At 53.9% G+C, this 17,397-nt stretch carries 16 protein-coding genes; 2 read left to right on the top strand and 14 right to left on the bottom strand.

Annotated features, from left to right (window positions below; genetic code table 11):
* Positions 1–10: 10 nt before the first annotated feature.
* From atpD to asnC, 12 genes are all read right to left on the bottom strand, one after another.
* Entirely contained in the window at positions 11–1,393 is a 1,383-nt protein-coding gene (atpD, locus tag HB664_RS03310) for a F0F1 ATP synthase subunit beta (protein WP_006177559.1), read from the bottom strand.
* A gap of 31 nt (positions 1,394–1,424) precedes the next feature.
* Complete coding sequence (atpG, locus tag HB664_RS03305; RefSeq protein WP_008500191.1) at positions 1,425–2,288, bottom strand: F0F1 ATP synthase subunit gamma; 864 nt, start codon at positions 2,286–2,288, stop codon at positions 1,425–1,427.
* A gap of 51 nt (positions 2,289–2,339) precedes the next feature.
* On the bottom strand, positions 2,340–3,881 hold the full coding sequence (gene atpA, locus HB664_RS03300; RefSeq protein ID WP_006808751.1) for a F0F1 ATP synthase subunit alpha: 1,542 nt from the start codon (positions 3,879–3,881) through the stop codon (positions 2,340–2,342).
* A 12-nt stretch (positions 3,882–3,893) separates the two neighbouring features.
* Positions 3,894–4,427 carry a F0F1 ATP synthase subunit delta gene (atpH, locus tag HB664_RS03295; protein WP_023309790.1) on the bottom strand — a complete coding sequence of 178 codons (534 nt, stop codon included), beginning with the start codon at positions 4,425–4,427 and terminating at the stop codon, positions 3,894–3,896.
* A gap of 14 nt (positions 4,428–4,441) precedes the next feature.
* The gene (atpF, locus tag HB664_RS03290; RefSeq protein ID WP_014072436.1) at positions 4,442–4,912 is read right to left on the bottom strand and encodes a F0F1 ATP synthase subunit B; all 471 of its coding nucleotides are present in this window, start codon (positions 4,910–4,912) and stop codon (positions 4,442–4,444) included.
* 48 nt (positions 4,913–4,960) lie between these two features.
* Positions 4,961–5,200 carry a F0F1 ATP synthase subunit C gene (gene atpE / locus HB664_RS03285; RefSeq protein WP_000429386.1) on the bottom strand — a complete coding sequence of 80 codons (240 nt, stop codon included), beginning with the start codon at positions 5,198–5,200 and terminating at the stop codon, positions 4,961–4,963.
* A gap of 49 nt (positions 5,201–5,249) precedes the next feature.
* Positions 5,250–6,065, bottom strand: a complete 816-nt coding sequence (gene atpB / locus HB664_RS03280) for a F0F1 ATP synthase subunit A (RefSeq protein ID WP_023309789.1) — start codon at positions 6,063–6,065, stop codon at positions 5,250–5,252.
* Between the two features lie 8 nt (positions 6,066–6,073).
* Positions 6,074–6,454, bottom strand: a complete 381-nt coding sequence (atpI, locus tag HB664_RS03275; protein WP_219940353.1) for a F0F1 ATP synthase subunit I — start codon at positions 6,452–6,454, stop codon at positions 6,074–6,076.
* A gap of 616 nt (positions 6,455–7,070) precedes the next feature.
* A complete protein-coding gene (gene rsmG, locus HB664_RS03270) occupies positions 7,071–7,694 on the bottom strand; it encodes a 16S rRNA (guanine(527)-N(7))-methyltransferase RsmG (protein ID WP_219940352.1) in 624 nt (207 codons plus the stop codon).
* A 107-nt stretch (positions 7,695–7,801) separates the two neighbouring features.
* On the bottom strand, positions 7,802–9,691 hold the full coding sequence (gene mnmG / locus HB664_RS03265) for a tRNA uridine-5-carboxymethylaminomethyl(34) synthesis enzyme MnmG (protein ID WP_219940351.1): 1,890 nt from the start codon (positions 9,689–9,691) through the stop codon (positions 7,802–7,804).
* Between the two features lie 374 nt (positions 9,692–10,065).
* Positions 10,066–10,515 (bottom strand): FMN-binding protein MioC, encoded by a 450-nt coding sequence (gene mioC / locus HB664_RS03260; protein WP_023309786.1) that lies wholly within the window; start codon positions 10,513–10,515, stop codon positions 10,066–10,068.
* A gap of 90 nt (positions 10,516–10,605) precedes the next feature.
* Positions 10,606–11,064, bottom strand: coding sequence for a transcriptional regulator AsnC (asnC, locus tag HB664_RS03255; protein ID WP_023333916.1), 459 nt, complete (start codon positions 11,062–11,064; stop codon positions 10,606–10,608).
* 151 nt (positions 11,065–11,215) lie between these two features.
* Here asnC and asnA point away from each other — a divergent pair, with 151 nt between their 5' ends.
* On the top strand, positions 11,216–12,208 hold the full coding sequence (gene asnA, locus HB664_RS03250) for an aspartate--ammonia ligase (protein ID WP_219940350.1): 993 nt from the start codon (positions 11,216–11,218) through the stop codon (positions 12,206–12,208).
* On the opposite strand, the gene viaA is transcribed toward asnA, so the two are convergent.
* A complete protein-coding gene (gene viaA / locus HB664_RS03245) occupies positions 12,209–13,660 on the bottom strand; it encodes an ATPase RavA stimulator ViaA (protein WP_033144366.1) in 1,452 nt (483 codons plus the stop codon).
* Positions 13,654–15,150 (bottom strand): ATPase RavA, encoded by a 1,497-nt coding sequence (gene ravA / locus HB664_RS03240; protein ID WP_023309782.1) that lies wholly within the window; start codon positions 15,148–15,150, stop codon positions 13,654–13,656. Before ravA ends, viaA begins: the two co-directional genes overlap by 7 nt.
* 222 nt (positions 15,151–15,372) lie before the next feature.
* Here ravA and kup point away from each other — a divergent pair, with 222 nt between their 5' ends.
* Positions 15,373–17,241, top strand: coding sequence for a low affinity potassium transporter Kup (kup, locus tag HB664_RS03235; RefSeq protein WP_023309781.1), 1,869 nt, complete (start codon positions 15,373–15,375; stop codon positions 17,239–17,241).
* The last annotated feature ends 156 nt before the right edge of the window (positions 17,242–17,397 follow it).

Below are 17,397 nucleotides of genomic sequence, written 5' to 3'. Positions count from 1 at the left end.
GATTAAGGCGTTAAAGTTTTTTGGCTTTTTCCACGGCTTCGTCGATGGAACCAACCATGTAGAACGCCTGCTCCGGCAGGTGATCGTATTCGCCTTCCATTATGCCTTTAAAGCCACGGATGGTGTCTTTCAGGGAAACGTATTTACCCGGAGAACCGGTGAATACTTCCGCAACGAAGAACGGCTGGGACAGGAAGCGCTGGATCTTACGCGCACGTGCTACCACCAGTTTGTCTTCTTCAGACAGTTCATCCATACCCAGGATGGCGATGATGTCTTTCAGTTCCTGGTAACGCTGCAGCAGGGACTGTACGCCACGCGCGGTGTCGTAGTGTTCCTGACCAACAACCAGTGGATCCAGCTGACGGCTGGTGGAGTCCAGCGGGTCAACGGCCGGGTAGATACCCAGAGACGCGATCTGACGGCTCAGTACCACGGTTGCATCTAAGTGCGCAAAGGTGGTTGCTGGAGATGGGTCAGTCAAGTCATCCGCAGGTACGTATACCGCCTGAACGGAGGTGATAGAACCGGTTTTGGTAGAGGTGATACGTTCCTGAAGAACACCCATCTCTTCCGCCAGCGTAGGCTGATAACCTACCGCTGAAGGCATACGACCCAGCAGTGCAGATACTTCCGTACCGGCCAGGGTGTAACGATAGATGTTATCAACGAACAGCAGAACGTCACGGCCTTCGTCACGGAATTTCTCAGCCATCGTCAGACCGGTCAGCGCAACGCGCAGACGGTTTCCAGGTGGCTCGTTCATCTGGCCGTAAACCAGGGATACTTTGTCCAGAACGTTGGAGTCGGTCATTTCGTGGTAGAAGTCGTTACCCTCACGAGTACGTTCACCTACGCCCGCAAACACGGAGTAACCGGAGTGCTCGATCGCGATGTTACGGATCAGCTCCATCATGTTTACGGTTTTACCTACACCCGCACCACCGAACAGACCGACTTTACCGCCCTTCGCGAACGGACACATCAGGTCGATAACTTTGATACCGGTTTCCAGCAGTTCCTGAGAGCTTGACAGCTCTTCGTAGGAAGGTGCCGCGCGGTGGATAGCCCAACGCTCTTCTTCACCGATGTCGCCTTTCATGTCGATTGGCTGACCCAATACGTTCATGATACGACCCAGTGTTGCTTTACCTACCGGGACTTCGATCGGGTGCTCAAGGTCTTTTACTTCCAGACCACGACGCAGACCGTCGGAAGAACCCATAGCGATGGTACGCACGATACCGCCGCCGAGCTGCTGCTGAACTTCCAGCACCAGGCTCTCGTTACCATTCTGTACCTCAAGCGCGTCGTACACGCGTGGTACGGCGTCCTGAGGGAACTCGACGTCCACCACGGCGCCGATTACCTGGACAATCTTTCCAGTAGCCATCTTGAATCCTCTACGTAATTCGTAAACCTGGTTAAACCGCGGCGGCCCCCGAGACGATCTCGGTGAGTTCCTGAGTAATGCTGGCCTGACGAGCTTTGTTGTAAACCAACTGCAGCTCTTTAATCAGGCTGCCGCCATTATCGGTCGCGGCTTTCATCGCCACCATTCGTGCGGCCTGCTCGCTGGCCAGGTTTTCTACAACGCCCTGATAAACCTGAGATTCAACGTAACGACGCAGCAGGGTATCCAGCAGCGGTTTCGGATCGGGTTCATACAGGTAATCCCAGGCTTTTTGCTTCAGCTCGTCATCTTCTGATGCCGGTAATGGCAGCATCTGAGTGAGCGTTGGAACCTGAGACATGGTGTTAATGAATTTGTTGCTGACAACGTACAGTCTGTCCAGACGGCCTTCATCATAGGCCTGCAACATCACTTTAACCGGGCCGATCAGTTCGGACAGGGACGGGTTATCACCCATACCTGTCACCTGAGCGACAATATTGCCACCAACGGAGTTAAAGAAAGAGACGCCTTTAGAGCCGATCATTGCGATATCGCACTGAACGCCTTTTTCAGACCATGCTTTCATATCCGCCAGCAGTTTTTTGAACAGGTTAATGTTCAAGCCGCCACACAGACCACGGTCGGTCGACACCACCAGGTAGCCCACGCGCTTAACGTCGCGTTCTTCCAGGTAAGGGTGCTTATATTCCAGATTACCGTTCGCAAGGTGACCAATCACTTTGCGCATGGTTTCTGCATAAGGACGGCTGGCCGCCATGCGATCCTGCGATTTACGCATTTTGGAAGCGGCGACCATCTCCATCGCTTTAGTGATCTTTTGCGTGTTCTGGACGCTTGCGATCTTACTACGTATCTCTTTTGCGCCGGCCATGAGCTTCTCCTCAATGCCAGGCGGCTTGTCCTGAGACAAGCCGCCGGACGATTACCAGGATTGGGTTGCTTTGAAGGAATCGAGGATAGCTTTCAGCTTGCCTTCGATTTCGTCGTTATAGCCACCGGTCTGGTTGATCTCTTGCATCAGCGGAGCGTGATCACGGTCAACGTAAGCCAGCAGAGCGGCTTCGAAGCTACCGATTTTCGCCAGTTCCACATCTTCGAGGTAACCGCGTTCAGCCGCGAACAGTACCAGGCCCTGCTGAGCAACAGACATTGGTGCGTACTGTTTCTGCTTCAGCAGCTCGGTCACTTTCTGACCGTGGCTCAGCTGTTTACGGGTTGCTTCGTCCAGATCGGATGCGAACTGAGAGAACGCAGCCAGTTCACGATACTGTGCCAGCGCGGTACGGATACCACCGGACAGTTTCTTGATGATCTTGGTCTGAGCAGCACCACCAACACGGGATACGGAGATACCCGGGTTAACCGCCGGACGGATACCGGAGTTAAACAGGTTGGTTTCCAGGAAGATCTGACCATCGGTAATGGAGATTACGTTAGTCGGAACGAACGCAGAAACGTCACCCGCCTGGGTTTCAATGATCGGCAGAGCGGTCAGAGAGCCCGTTTTACCCTTCACTTCACCTTTGGTGAAGTTCTCGACGTATTCCGCGTTAACGCGGGAAGCACGCTCCAGCAGACGAGAGTGGAGGTAAAATACGTCGCCAGGGAACGCTTCACGTCCAGGTGGACGACGGAGCAGCAGGGAAACCTGACGATAAGCAACAGCCTGTTTAGACAGGTCATCGTATACGATCAGTGCATCTTCACCGCGGTCACGGAAGTATTCGCCCATTGCGCAACCGGCATATGGCGCCAGGTATTGCAGTGCAGCAGATTCAGAAGCAGTTGCTACCACAACGATGGTGTTAGACAGTGCGCCGTGCTCTTCCAGTTTACGAACCACGTTAGAAATGGTGGACGCTTTCTGGCCGATAGCCACGTACACACATTTGATGCCGGAGTCACGCTGGTTGATGATGGCGTCGATAGCCATCGCGGTTTTACCGGTCTGACGGTCACCGATGATCAGTTCACGCTGACCACGACCGATTGGGATCATGGCATCAACGGACTTATAACCTGTCTGAACAGGCTGATCTACGGACTGACGGTCGATAACGCCTGGTGCGATAACTTCGATTGGGGAGAAGCCATCGTGCTCAACCGGACCTTTACCGTCGATTGGCGCACCCAGGGTGTTAACAACGCGACCCAGCAGGCCACGGCCAACCGGCACTTCCAGAATACGGCCAGTACACTTAACCTTCATGCCTTCGGCGAGGTCAGCGTATGGACCCATCACAACTGCACCTACGGAGTCGCGCTCCAGGTTCAGTGCGATAGCGTAACGGTTACCCGGCAGGGAAATCATCTCACCCTGCATACAATCGGCCAGGCCGTGGATGCGGATAACACCGTCACTTACAGAAACAATAGTACCTTCGTTGTGAGCTTCACTCACAACACTGAACTGAGCAATGCGCTGCTTGATCAGTTCGCTGATTTCGGTGGAATTCAGTTGCATGCTCCAGTCCCCTTAAGACTGCAAGACGTCTGCAAGGCGTTCAAGACGGCCGCGTACGCTGCCATCAATGACCATATCACCCGAACGGATGATTACGCCTGCCATTACAGACTTATCGATTTTGCAATTCAGCTTAACTTTGCGTGACAGACGTTTTTCCATCGCGGCGGTGATTTTCGCAAGCTGTTCATTACTCAGTTCAGTCGCAGAAGTCACTTCGACTTCAGCGGTTGCTTCACTAAGGGCACGTAAGTGCTCAAACTGCTCGAGAACATCCGGGAGCACACGGAGACGACCATTTTCTGCCATCACCTTAATCAGGTTCTGGCCGTTGGCATCCAGTTGCTCTCCGCACACGGCGATAAACGACGCGGCGAGAGTTTCAGGTGCTAACGCACCGGAAAGCAACTCAGCCATTTGTTCGTTTTTCGTCACCTCAGCGGCAAACGCCAGCATATCCTGCCAGCGATCGACATTTTGGTGTTCGACAGCAAAGTCAAAAGCTGCTTTGGCGTAGGGGCGAGCTACCGTAACAAATTCAGACATCAGCCCCTCCCTCCTTACAGTTCAGCGACAAGTTTGTCCACGATGTCGCTGTTAGCAGCTTCATCCACGGAACGTTCGATGATCTTCTCGGCGCCAGCAACAGCCAGAATCGCAACCTGCTTACGCAGTTCTTCACGAGCACGTTTACGCTCAGCATCAATTTCTGCCTGAGCCTGTGTCACGATCTTAGTACGTTCCTGTTCTGCTTCAGCTTTGGCTTCGTCCAGGATCTGAGAACGGCGTTTGTTAGCCTGTTCAATGATTACCTGAGCTTCAGCTTTCGCTTTTTTCAGCTGGTCTGTCGCGTTGGCCTGTGCAAGGTCCAAATCTTTCTTAGCGCGTTCTGCGGAAGCCAGACCGTCAGCAATTTCTTTCTGACGTTTTTCGATGGCTGCCATTAAAGGCGGCCATACATACTTCATGCAGAACCAGACAAAGAGAATAAACGCGATGGCCTGGCCGAGGATTGTTGCGTTCATGTTCACAGCACAATACCTCTTTAATTTCTGTGGCTTAGGGTTTTAAAACTACTACTACGCGACAGCAAACATCACGTACAGACCCAGACCTACAGCGATCATTGGGATAGCATCCACCAGACCCATAACGATAAAGAACTGAGTACGCAGCAGAGGAATCAGATCAGGTTGACGCGCTGCGCCTTCCAGGAATTTGCCCCCGAGGATGCCGATACCGATCGCAGCACCGATAGCCGCCAGACCCATCATCACAGCGGCAGCCATGTACAGCAGATCCATATTCAGGTTTTCCATGACAGTCTCCAGTTTGTTTCAATTAAAACGTAGTAGTGTTGGTAAAAAATCAGTGCTCTTCAGACGCCATCGACAGATAGACGATCGTCAGAACCATGAAGATAAAGGCTTGCAGCGTAATGATCAGGATGTGGAAAATGGCCCATGGCACATTCAGAATCCACTGTGACCACCACGGCAGAAGACCCGCGATCAGAATGAAAATCAGCTCACCCGCATACATGTTGCCGAACAGTCGCAGACCCAGTGAAACAGGTTTGGACAGCAGGCTAACGCCTTCCAGGATCAGGTTGACCGGAATAAACGCCCAGTGGTTGAACGGCTGCAAGGTAAGCTCTTTCACAAAGCCGCTTACGCCTTTCATTTTGATGCTGTAGAAAAGAATCAGGATAAATACGCCCAGCGCCATCGACAGGGTGATGTTCACGTCCGCAGACGGTACAACACGCAGCGCAGGCAGGCCGAAGATGTGCTCGCCGATAAATGGCAGCAGATCGATTGGCAGCAGGTCCATCAGGTTCATCAGGAAGACCCAAACGAACACGGTCAGGGCCAGCGGAGCAATCAGCTTGCTCTTACCATGGTACATGTCTTTGACGCTGCCATGGACGAAGCCGATGATCATTTCGATGAAAGTCTGGAATTTCCCTGGTACACCGCTGGTCGCTCGTTTAGCAACACCGCGGAACATGGCCAGGAACAGAAGACCCAAAACCACCGAGAAGAACATGGAGTCGATGTTGATCGTCCAGAAGGTGGCGGGGGGGTTATGTGGATCCACCAGCGAGAATGTACGCAGGTCCAGCTGAAGGTTATTCAGATGGTGACCTATGTAATCCTGCGGCGTCATATTTTCTGAAGCCATGATGCCTTTTACCCTTTGTTATTGATTACAGCTGGAGCCAGAACTTGTACCACCAGCACCAAAACCCACGTTGCTATCAGCGGCATGAAGACCACTTTCAAAACCGCCAGCGCCATCACCAGTAGAGCAAAGGTCAGCAACACCTTACACACTTCGCCGAGGGGGAAGGACCAGGCCACGCGGCCTTTGGCAGGTGTATGCGCCTGATGACGCCAGGCAAAAATCATAAACAACACGTTTGGCAGCACAACCGCCAAACCCCCGCACACGGCGGAGATGCCCCAGAAGGGGTCTTTGAGGCTAAACAGCAGTCCACTTGCTATCACAGCCAGAAACTGAATGAACAGAAGCTTACGAGCAACGTTTCTACTCAAGAGCGACACAGACATCACGTTTTTACTCCTGCTCCCTTCGAGGTATGCCGCGTGTCGTATAAAACGTCCTTTAAGGCTCAGAGTCAAGCATCAAAAAGCGGTCAAATTATACGGTGCGCACCCGTGATTTCAAACATTAAGTAGCGAAAAGGTGAATAAATGTTTAAATATTTTTCCCCACCGCTATTTTTTAACTTTCGCTGAAAGCGTCAACCTTCGACCAAAACTGCAAACAGCGCGAAAACGTTGGCGATAAAGCGTGCACGAGATCACAAAACACACATTTGCGATAAGGTTGTATTTATCAAAGGCGCAAATCGCGCAAATTTATCTTTATGAAATTAAATGCAAAATGCCGTAACTATTTTCAAAACAGCCCAGTACACAATAAAAACGTTTTATTGACATTCTTAATAAATAATTAACATTGCGTTCTGGTTACTGCCTTCCACTTTTAGCAGACTTATATTTTCACAGATGACTATCTTTGCGGTGAATAAAAGTCGCCAGGTTAACCATAAGAAAAACCTTAGTGAAAAAGAGGTTAAAAGCCCGACGGTAAATCCTCTGTCTTTGTGCTGTTTTTTAACATGCGAAGAACAGCACAAATTCCACATTTTTTATTAATTTTTTAAAAATTGTTTGGCTTAATTATCACCAGATGACGCTCCCCATCGAGCTGAGGAATGTGTAATTTCTCGATGGATTCAACAGCAAAACCGTCCGGGAGCTGTTCAATCTCATCGCCTGGCAACTGCCCTTTCAGCGCATAAAAGCGGCCGTTCTCCGCAGGTAAGTGTTTGCACCAGCTCACCATATCGTTGAGCGAAGCAAATGCACGGCTGATAACCCCGTCAAACAGCGGCTCTGCCGGGAACTCCTCTACCCTGCTCTGCACGGGCGTGATGTTTTCAAGCTTCAGCTCATGCTGTACCTGACGTAAAAAGCGCACGCGCTTGCCGAGGCTGTCCAGTAGCGTGAAGTGGCTTTCAGGGCGAACAATCGACAGCGGAACGCCCGGTAAACCTGGTCCCGTCCCCACGTCGATAAAACGCTCACCTTTCAGCCAGGGGGCGACCACGATGCTATCGAGAATATGGCGTACCAGCATCTCGTTGGGGTCACGTACTGAGGTCAGGTTGTACGCTTTGTTCCATTTGTTCAGCATATCGACATAGGCCACCAGCTGATTTTTCTGGTGATCGGTGAGCGAAATACCTGCCTGATCCAGCAGACGAGAGAGTTTGTTGAGCACGGTGAATACCTGTTGGAATACTTAGATGGCGGGTGGCGCTTCGCTTACCCGCCCTACGGGTTCATCTGGCCCGGTAAGCGCAGCGCCACCGGGCAATGTTCTGGGCATTACGCGCTGCGGCGCAGCATGCCCTGCTTTTTCAGCCAGACCAGCAGAATCGAAATCGCCGCAGGCGTGACGCCGGAGATACGGGATGCCTGGCCGATCGATACCGGTTTGTGATCGTTCAGCTTGGCGATCACTTCGTTGGAAAGGCCCGTCACCTGGCGGTAGTCCAGCATTTCCGGCAGCAGCGTGTTTTCGTTACGCTGCTGTTTTTCGATCTCATCCTGCTGACGCGCGATGTAACCTTCGTACTTCACCTGGATCTCAACCTGCTCTGCCGCTTCAGCGTCTTCCAGGCCAGGCGCGAACGCGGTCAGTTTGACCAGGTTCTCGTAGGTGACTTCAGGACGGCGCAGCAGATCTTCCCCGCTGGCTTCGCGCGACAGCGGCGCTGTTAAGTGAGCGTTTACTTCGGCAGCGGTTTCCGCCTGCGGATTCACCCAGGTGGTTTTCAGGCGCTGACGTTCCTGTTCAATGCGCTCCAGCTTTTCGTTGAAGCGCGCCCAGCGCTCGTCATCGACCAGACCCAGCTCGCGGCCCATTTCGGTCAGACGCAGGTCGGCGTTATCTTCGCGCAGCATCAGGCGATATTCCGCGCGAGAGGTAAACATACGGTACGGCTCTTTGGTACCCAGCGTGCAGAGATCGTCAACCAGCACGCCCAGATAAGCCTGAGAACGGCCTGGTGCCCAGCCCTCTTTCTCAGCGGAGAAGCGTGCGGCGTTCAGACCGGCAAGCAGGCCCTGTGCAGCCGCTTCTTCGTAGCCGGTAGTGCCGTTGATCTGCCCCGCGAAGAACAGACCGTGGATGAATTTGCTTTCCAGGGTTGGCTTCAGGTCGCGTGGATCGAAGAAATCGTACTCAATAGCGTAGCCGGGACGAACGATTTTCGCATTCTCCATACCCTGCATTGAATGGACAATTTGCATCTGCACATCGAACGGCAGGCTGGTGGAGATGCCGTTCGGGTAAATTTCGTTTGAGGTCAACCCTTCCGGCTCCAGGAAGATCTGGTGCTGGTTACGATCGGCAAAGCGCATCACTTTGTCTTCGATCGACGGGCAGTAGCGTGGGCCGATCCCTTCGATCACGCCGGCATACATGGGGCTGCGATCGAGGTTATTGCGGATCACGTCATGGGTTTTCTCGTTGGTATGCGTGATATAGCACGGTACCTGCTGAGGATGCTGTGCCGCATTGCCCATGAACGAGAAAACCGGCATGGGGTTATCACCGTGCTGTTGCGCCAGCACGCTGAAATCAATGGTCCGCGCATCAATACGCGGCGGCGTGCCGGTTTTCAGGCGGCTGACGCGCAGCGGCAGTTCACGCAGACGGCGAGACAGTGGAATAGACGGCGGATCGCCAGCACGGCCACCGCTGTAGTTATCCAGACCGATATGAATTTTACCGTCCAGGAAGGTGCCCACGGTCAGCACCACGGCTTTCGCGCGGAATTTGAGGCCCATCTGAGTCACCGCACCCACGACGCGATCGTTCTCAACGATAAGATCTTCAACCGCCTGCTGGAAGATCATCAGGTTCGGCTGGTTCTCTAGGGCGGTACGCACAGCCTGACGGTAAAGCACGCGGTCTGCCTGGGCACGGGTCGCACGCACAGCGGGACCTTTACTCGCGTTTAGTATCCTAAACTGGATACCAGCATGATCGATCGCTTTCGCCATCAGGCCGCCAAGTGCATCCACTTCTTTTACCAGGTGTCCTTTCCCAATGCCGCCAATCGCCGGATTACAGGACATTTGTCCCAGCGTGTCGATATTGTGTGTCAAAAGCAGGGTCTGCTGACCCATACGCGCTGCGGCCATTGCGGCCTCAGTGCCTGCATGACCCCCGCCAATGATGATGACGTCAAAAGGATCCTGATAAAACATGGTGGTCTGCCTCGCGTAAAGCGGTATGAAAATGGATTGAAGCCCGGGCCGTGGATTCTACTCAACTTTAGTCTTTCGAGAAAGCATTGGGATCCTGGGCTATTAAAAAGAAGATCTTTTTATTTAGAGATCTGTTCTATTGTGATCTCTTATTAGGATCGCGAACCTGTGTGGATAAGTCCGATCTCACAAAGAAGATCATGCAGTTAGAAAGGATCGTTTGCTGTGAATGATCGGTGATCCTGGACAGTATAAGCTGGGATCAGATCGCGACTTTATGCACAGGGCAAAAACAACACAACAGTTGTTCTTTGGATAACTACGGGTTAATACGAGCTTTTAACCAGAGTTATCCACATCTGTTCGCGCGATCTTTAATCGTTTTTGAGTAAATTTTTCCATTCCGCGAGCCAGATCTCAGCTGGATCCTCCGGAATGTCATGATCGAGGATGTTGATCTTGAGCGTTTCACCCAGCTGTTTTGCTCCACAAGAGGTAACAGCGGCTTCAACTTTCTCTATTGCCCCGCAAAAGGTGTCATATTCACGACTGCCGATCCCCACCGCGCCAAAACGGACGTTTGACAGGTCGGGCTGCTGTTCCAGCAGTTCGTCATATAAAGGTTGCAGGTTATCCGGCAGATCGCCCGCGCCGTGCGTGGAGGTGATCAGCAGCCAGACCCCGTCAGTCGGGAGATCTTCAAGCAACGGACCGTGCAGGGTTTCTGTAGAAAAGCCCGCATCTTCCAGCTTTTCAGCCAGGTGTTCCGCTACGTATTCCGCACCACCAAGGGTGCTGCCGCTTATAAGGGTAATGTCCGCCATTGATCGCTCGCCCAGATAAAGAGACGGCCATTGTACGCTGTGAACGAGCTGGGATCTACCTGTGGAAAATGTGGGAATGAATTTGCCCGATCACGGGCGGATGGTACGCATGATCGGGTTTTGCAGGGAGATCAGCGTCTCGGTGGACTGAATTTCATCGATTGTTTGGATCTTGTTGATAAGTACCTGCTGGAGGGCGTCGATGGATCGGCACATGACTTTAATAAAGATGCTGTAATGCCCGGTGGTGTAATACGCCTCGGTGACTTCATCCAGCGCGTTCAGCTTCGCCAGGGCGGAAGGGTAGTCTTTGGCGCTTTTAAGAATGATGCCGATGAAGCAGCAGACGTCGTAACCCAGATGTTTAGGACTGACGTCGATGCGTGCGCCGGTAATGATCCCCGCCTGTTTCATTTTCTCTACGCGAACGTGAATGGTCCCCGGGCTGACGCCAAACTGTTTCGCCAGCTCGGCGTAGGCGGTACGGGCATTGGCCATTAACGCCTCCAGGATGCCGCGGTCGAGATTGTCGATCTGATAATTTTCCATAGCTTTTTCTTATGAAGATTAATGAATCATTCTATTCTAGCGTTTAATTTTATCGAATCAAAAGTGAAGGTGGCTTTTTGTTGATGAGTTATTGAATATGGTGCCGTTTCTGTTGCTTAATCAATATCAACAGGACGCAGGAGTATAAATAATGAAAACCGCTTACATCGCCAAACAACGCCAGATCAGTTTCGTAAAATCCCATTTTTCCCGCCAGCTGGAAGAGAAGCTTGGCCTTATTGAAGTTCAGGCGCCGATTCTGAGCCGCGTGGGTGACGGGACGCAGGATAACCTCTCTGGATGCGAAAAAGCGGTACAGGTGAAAGTGAAAACACTGCCAGACGCTCAGTTTGAAGTGGTTCATTCCCTGGCGAAGTGGAAGCGTCAAACCCTGGGACAACACGACTTCAGCGCGGGGGAAGGGCTTTACACGCACATGAAAGCCCTTCGTCCCGATGAAGATCGCCTTTCACCGATTCATTCCGTTTACGTTGACCAGTGGGACTGGGAGCGCGTAATGGGTGATGGTGAACGTCACGTCGGCACGCTGAAATCCACCGTTGAGGCGATCTACGCCGGGATCAAAGCGACCGAAGCGGCCGTAAGCAAAGAGTTTGGTCTGGCACCGTTCCTGCCGGATACGATCCACTTTGTTCACAGTCAGGAATTGCTGAGCCGCTTCCCGAATCTCGATGCTAAAGGCCGGGAGCGTGCGATCGCCAAAGAATTAGGTGCAGTATTCCTGATCGGTATCGGCGGCAAGCTGTCTGATGGCAAACGCCACGACGTTCGCGCGCCGGATTATGATGACTGGAGCACTGCGGGTGAGGGCGAATTTGCTGGGCTGAACGGCGATATTCTGGTGTGGAACCCGGTACTGGAAGACGCATTCGAGCTCTCTTCTATGGGGATCCGTGTGGATGCTGACGCGCTGAAGCGCCAGCTGGCGGTCACCGGCGATGAAGATCGTCTCAAACTCGAGTGGCACCAGGCGCTGCTGCGCGGTGAAATGCCTCAGACTATCGGCGGTGGTATCGGCCAGTCCCGTCTGACCATGCTGCTGCTGCAATTACCCCATATCGGTCAGGTTCAGTGTGGCGTCTGGCCGCAGCAGGTACGTGAAAGCGTCGGTTCTCTTCTGTAATTAACGCTGCCAGCGTCTGAGCAGGCGGCTACGCAGCCCGGTATCAAAGCGCCAGATATGATCGAAGATGCGCATGATGCCGGGTTTTCCATGGGCTGACATCGCCACCGCATGAAATCGGTGCTGGTGCACCCGCTGTAACTCCTTCACCTTATTCACTACGTCATCCGGCAGCCGCTGGGCAATAAAATCGGAAATCACCACCGCGTCAGCGTCATACCAGTCGCCTCCCTGCATACGCTCCACAATGCTGCGAAAGCAGCTGGCCAGATCCGTGCCGCCGCGAAAGCGCTGGCTCAGGAAGCGGATTGCCTGCTCGATACCCTGCTGGTTCGTCAGCTCATAGCCCACCACCTCGCTGGAGAAGAGCATGATGAAGCAGCGACGGCGATCGGCCAGCGCCACGCGCATCAGTGCCAGACAGAACGCCTTAGCGCACTGCTCGTTAAACCCGCCCATCGAACCGGACGTATCCACGCAAACAATGAATGGCCCGCGCGGCTGTTCATCAAAATCCTGATGGACGACCGGCCGTTGGCTGACTTTCTCGCGCCAGGCTTCGCCGTGCAGTCGGTAGGTGAGAAGCTGTTTTTCCACCAGTCGACGATAGAACTCATACTCCAGCTCGGTCATCCCCAGCGTGCTTAGCTCAGTCGGCAGCAGGCGTAAAATGTCATCGCTCTGCTGGAGCCCGTCGACCTGCTCCGGCACGGTAGCCGGTTCGCGCACCAGGGTGCGGAAGGTTTCCATCGGGGCATCTTTCTTTGGGACCGACTTTGCCTCCCTTGAGCGACCCAGCTGTTCTGCAAGCTTCATCAGCTCGGGCTGCTGCGCCAGAAAATCGCCGTATTTGACGATCAGCTGATAATCCCCGCGCCGGAGCTGGCCGGCGCTCATATCCCACAGACGCCCTGCGGCGTTTTCATTCTCCACCAGCACCTGTTCTAGCTGGCCGCTCAGCGTCATCCGTTCCTGAACTTCACTGAGCAGCTGTTCACGCTCTTCGTCCAGCAGCTGCTGGTTCAGCGTTGTGGCCTGAACCACCAGGCTGAGGCGCCAGCGCTGTAAGAAAAGGGTATGTAGTGCGGGGGTAAAGGTGGCGTTATCCGTGACCAGCGCCCGGGCCTGGCTGGCAAACGGAGAGTGGACGTTATCGAGCAACGTCAGGGTTTGCGGGAGCTGGACGATAAACTGCGACGTGGAGAGCCGCTGGCACTGCTGATAGCAGGCCACCTCTTCCGTTAACTCAGGGGGAACTTCGGTCTCCCTGAACCGCTGACGCAAATTTTCCCGCCAGCGCGGAAGATCGTCCGTCATCGCCTTTTTAAGCTTTGGAAATTTTTCAAAAAACGCCGCCAGCTGCGGCGACGCCAGAAGGGTAATGACCACTTCTTCGATCAACCCCTCCTCGCTGACGGCCAGCATGACGTTAAGCGTATCCAGCGTTAGCATTGACGCGCCTGTTTGATCTGCGCGCTGACGTCCTGCAGGCTGGCTTCGATGCGGCCTAACCAGTCGCTATGAATAAAGAGGCATTTTTGCTGCTCGCTAAAGCGGGTGTGCTGCTGATGCCATTCGGTATCCAGCGCTTCCAGCTGCTGCTTAATCTCTTCGGGGACGCTGTCAGAGGCGGTGCCCGGCAGCGCAAGACGCGAGCCCTGGAGGCTGACGTCGCGGATCACCAGGTGCTGGCTGCTGTCCACTTCCATATTCAGCGGCTGCGCGAAACCAATGCCGTTGAGTTTTCCTCGGATCTCTCCGCCCTTATCCAGCCACTGCGCCAGCGCCTCGCGCTCAATCGTAATGTGCACCACCTGCATATCATGCAGTTTAAGCGGCTGCTGGAGCAGCAGCGTTAGCGTTGCGCCGGTCAGATCCGCGGGAAGCTCGTAGTGCGGTTTGCGGGCGAACATGCCCCCAAGGCGATTCACTTTCAGCGCGGTTTTATCACTTTGCTGCTGCTGGAGCTGGATGCGCCGCTGGGCAATCGCCCCCAGCTGGTTGAGCATTGCCTGCTGCCCCCAGGCGTGCCCGGTCATCAAAACGTCAAGCTGCTGCTGCATCAGGTTCATGCCTTCTGCATCGTGCCAGAGGCAGTCTTTAAGCAGGATCAGGTCAATTGGCGCAACGGCGTCACGCCCGCTGAACAGGGCGCTGGCCTGCAGCAGGCGGATCGCTTTTTTCCAGCGGCGATCGGAGACATAGGGCGCTGAAGGGATGAGATCAAGCTGCTGGCGCAGGAGATAGATCAGCTCGAAGACGGCGTCTGGCAGTTTGATTTTGCCGATATCCTGCTGCCACTGGTGATACTCCTCATCCGTTACCTGCAGCGAAGCGGATACCGGGTTTTCACTTTCATCCTGCTGGCTGACCAGCATGGAGCGGAAGTTGGATTTATCCTGCACTTTGTCCAGCCACAGGCGGATAAGCATACGGTCATACAGCGCTTCCAGACTGCTGTCGGCTTCAGGCAGTTCGTTAGAGGCGGCCACCAGCAGGCGCATCGGGATTTTCTCTTCACTGGCGCCGTTACGGAACCGACGTTCGTTTATCGCCGTGAGCAGGGTGTTCAGAATAGCCGGCCCCGCTTTCCAGATCTCATCGAGAAAAACAATCTCAGCCTCCGGAAGATACCCTTCTGTCAGACGCTGATAGCGCCCCTCATCTTTCAATGCCTGAATGGAGAGCGGACCAAAAACTTCTTCTGGGGTGGAAAACCGGGTCATGAGATATTCGAAGGCGCGGGCGTTCTGAAAAGCAAATTTCAGCCTGCGGGCAATCAGGCTTTTGGCAATGCCCGGCGGTCCCAGCAAAAACACGCTCTCACCGCTCAACGCCGCCAGTAAGCAGAGGCGGATGGCGTGGCTACGCTCGAAAAGGCCTTTCTCCAGCGCGCTGCTGAGGCGGGAAATTCTTTCTGCTAATAAATGTGAGTGAGCCATAATAGTTTTGCATCCTTTCGCCGTCGTGGCGGCCAATTGAAGCGAGTATAGACGTTTCAGTCAGGGCTGGTAATAGACTGAAGTGCGGCGCAATTTTCTTTGCGCTACATTAATGCGGTTGCATTTAGGGGTACGATTTTGCAATGAATCGTGCATACTGTGCGCTTTTTGTGGGCCAAGGGACCGGGAACACATTTGTTATTTAAACGAAAAGACTAGTCTATGAGCACTGATAATAAGCAATCATTACCCGCAATAACGCTTGCGGCGATCGGGGTTGTCTACGGTGATATCGGCACCAGCCCGCTTTATACGCTTCGTGAATGTCTGTCCGGCCAGTTTGGTTTTGGTGTTGAACGCGATGCCGTGTTTGGCTTCCTGTCCCTCATTTTCTGGCTGCTGATTCTGGTGGTTTCCGTTAAATACCTCTCCTTCGTTATGCGTGCAGATAACGCAGGTGAAGGTGGGATCCTGACCCTGATGTCTCTTGCCGGGCGTAATACCTCGGCCAGGATGACCTCTGTGCTGGTCATTATCGGCCTGATTGGCGGCAGTTTCTTCTACGGGGAAGTGGTGATAACGCCGGCTATCTCGGTGCTGTCGGCGATTGAGGGGCTGGAGATTATCGCTCCGCAGCTCGATTCATGGGTGGTTCCGCTGGCCATTATTGTCCTGACGCTGCTATTCATGATCCAGAAGCACGGTACAGGGCTGGTGGGCAAACTGTTCGCGCCGATTATGCTGGCCTGGTTCCTGATCCTGGCGGCGCTTGGTTTACGCAGCATTATCGCGAACCCGGAAGTGCTGCATGCGCTGAACCCTTACTGGGCGGTGCATTTCTTCCTCGAATACAAAGTGGTTTCCTTCGTGGCGCTGGGGGCCGTCGTGCTCTCCATCACCGGTGTGGAAGCGCTGTATGCTGACATGGGCCACTTCGGGAAACTGCCTATCCGCGTGGCATGGTTTATTGTGGTGCTGCCGTCGCTGGTGCTGAACTATTTTGGTCAGGGCGCGCTGTTGCTTAAAAACCCGGAAGCGATCAAGAACCCGTTCTTCCTGCTGGCGCCCGACTGGGCGCTGGTGCCGATGCTGATCCTGGCGACGCTGGCGACCGTCATTGCCTCCCAGGCGGTGATTTCCGGCGTGTTTTCTCTGACGCGCCAGGCCGTGCGTCTGGGGTATCTGTCACCGATGCGCATCATCCATACCTCAGAGATGGAGTCGGGTCAGATCTACATCCCGTTCGTTAACTGGCTCCTCTATTTCGCTGTTGTTATTGTTATCGTCAGCTTCGAGCACTCCAGTAACCTGGCTGCAGCGTACGGTATTGCGGTAACCGGTACGATGGTGCTGACATCGCTTCTCTCCACCACGGTGGCGTACCGAAACTGGCACTGGAATAAATTCCTCGTGGCGATGATTCTGGTGGGCTTCCTGTGTATCGACGTGCCGCTGTTCTCAGCGAACCTCGATAAAATTGTCTCCGGTGGCTGGCTGCCGCTGACGCTGGGTCTGGTGATGTTCATCGTCATGACCACCTGGAAAAGCGAGCGTTTCCGCCTGCTGCGCCGCATGCACGAGCACGGCAATTCTCTGGAGGCGATGATCGCTTCTCTGGAGAAATCCCCGCCTGTCCGCGTGCCGGGTACTGCGGTATATATGTCACGCGCGCTGAACGTCATTCCGTTCGCGCTGATGCATAACCTCAAGCACAACAAGGTACTGCACGAGCGGGTGATCCTGCTGACGCTGCGCACGGAAGATGCGCCGTATGTTCACAACGTGCGTCGCGTGCAGATTGAGCAGCTGTCGCCGACCTTCTGGCGCGTGGTGGCAAGCTACGGCTGGCGCGAAACGCCAAACGTGGAAGAGGTGTTCCACCGCTGCGGCCTGGAAGGGCTGAGCTGCCGGATGATGGAGACGTCGTTCTTTATGTCGCACGAGTCGCTGATCATCGGCAAGCGCCCGTGGTATCTGCGCCTGCGCGGCAAGCTGTACCTCATCCTGCAGCGTAACGCCCTGCGCGCGCCTGACCAGTTTGAGATCCCGCCTAACCGCGTGATTGAGCTGGGGACGCAGGTCGAGATCTAATCCCTTCTGAAAATGCCGGGTGGCGCTTCGCTTACCCGGCCTACCAAACCCCTCGCCAACCCACAATAATTGTCTCTGCATTTCACTTAGCGAAACGTTTCGACGTCGATCACAAATCTGTTACGTCATGATGGTTTTCTGAACATTCTTGAGATT

Source organism: Enterobacter sp. DNB-S2, from assembly GCF_019443845.1.
GTDB lineage: Bacteria > Pseudomonadota > Gammaproteobacteria > Enterobacterales > Enterobacteriaceae > Enterobacter > Enterobacter asburiae_B.
The sequence above is the reverse complement of the archived record's forward strand: the minus strand, read 5'-3'. Positions and strand labels throughout refer to the sequence as shown.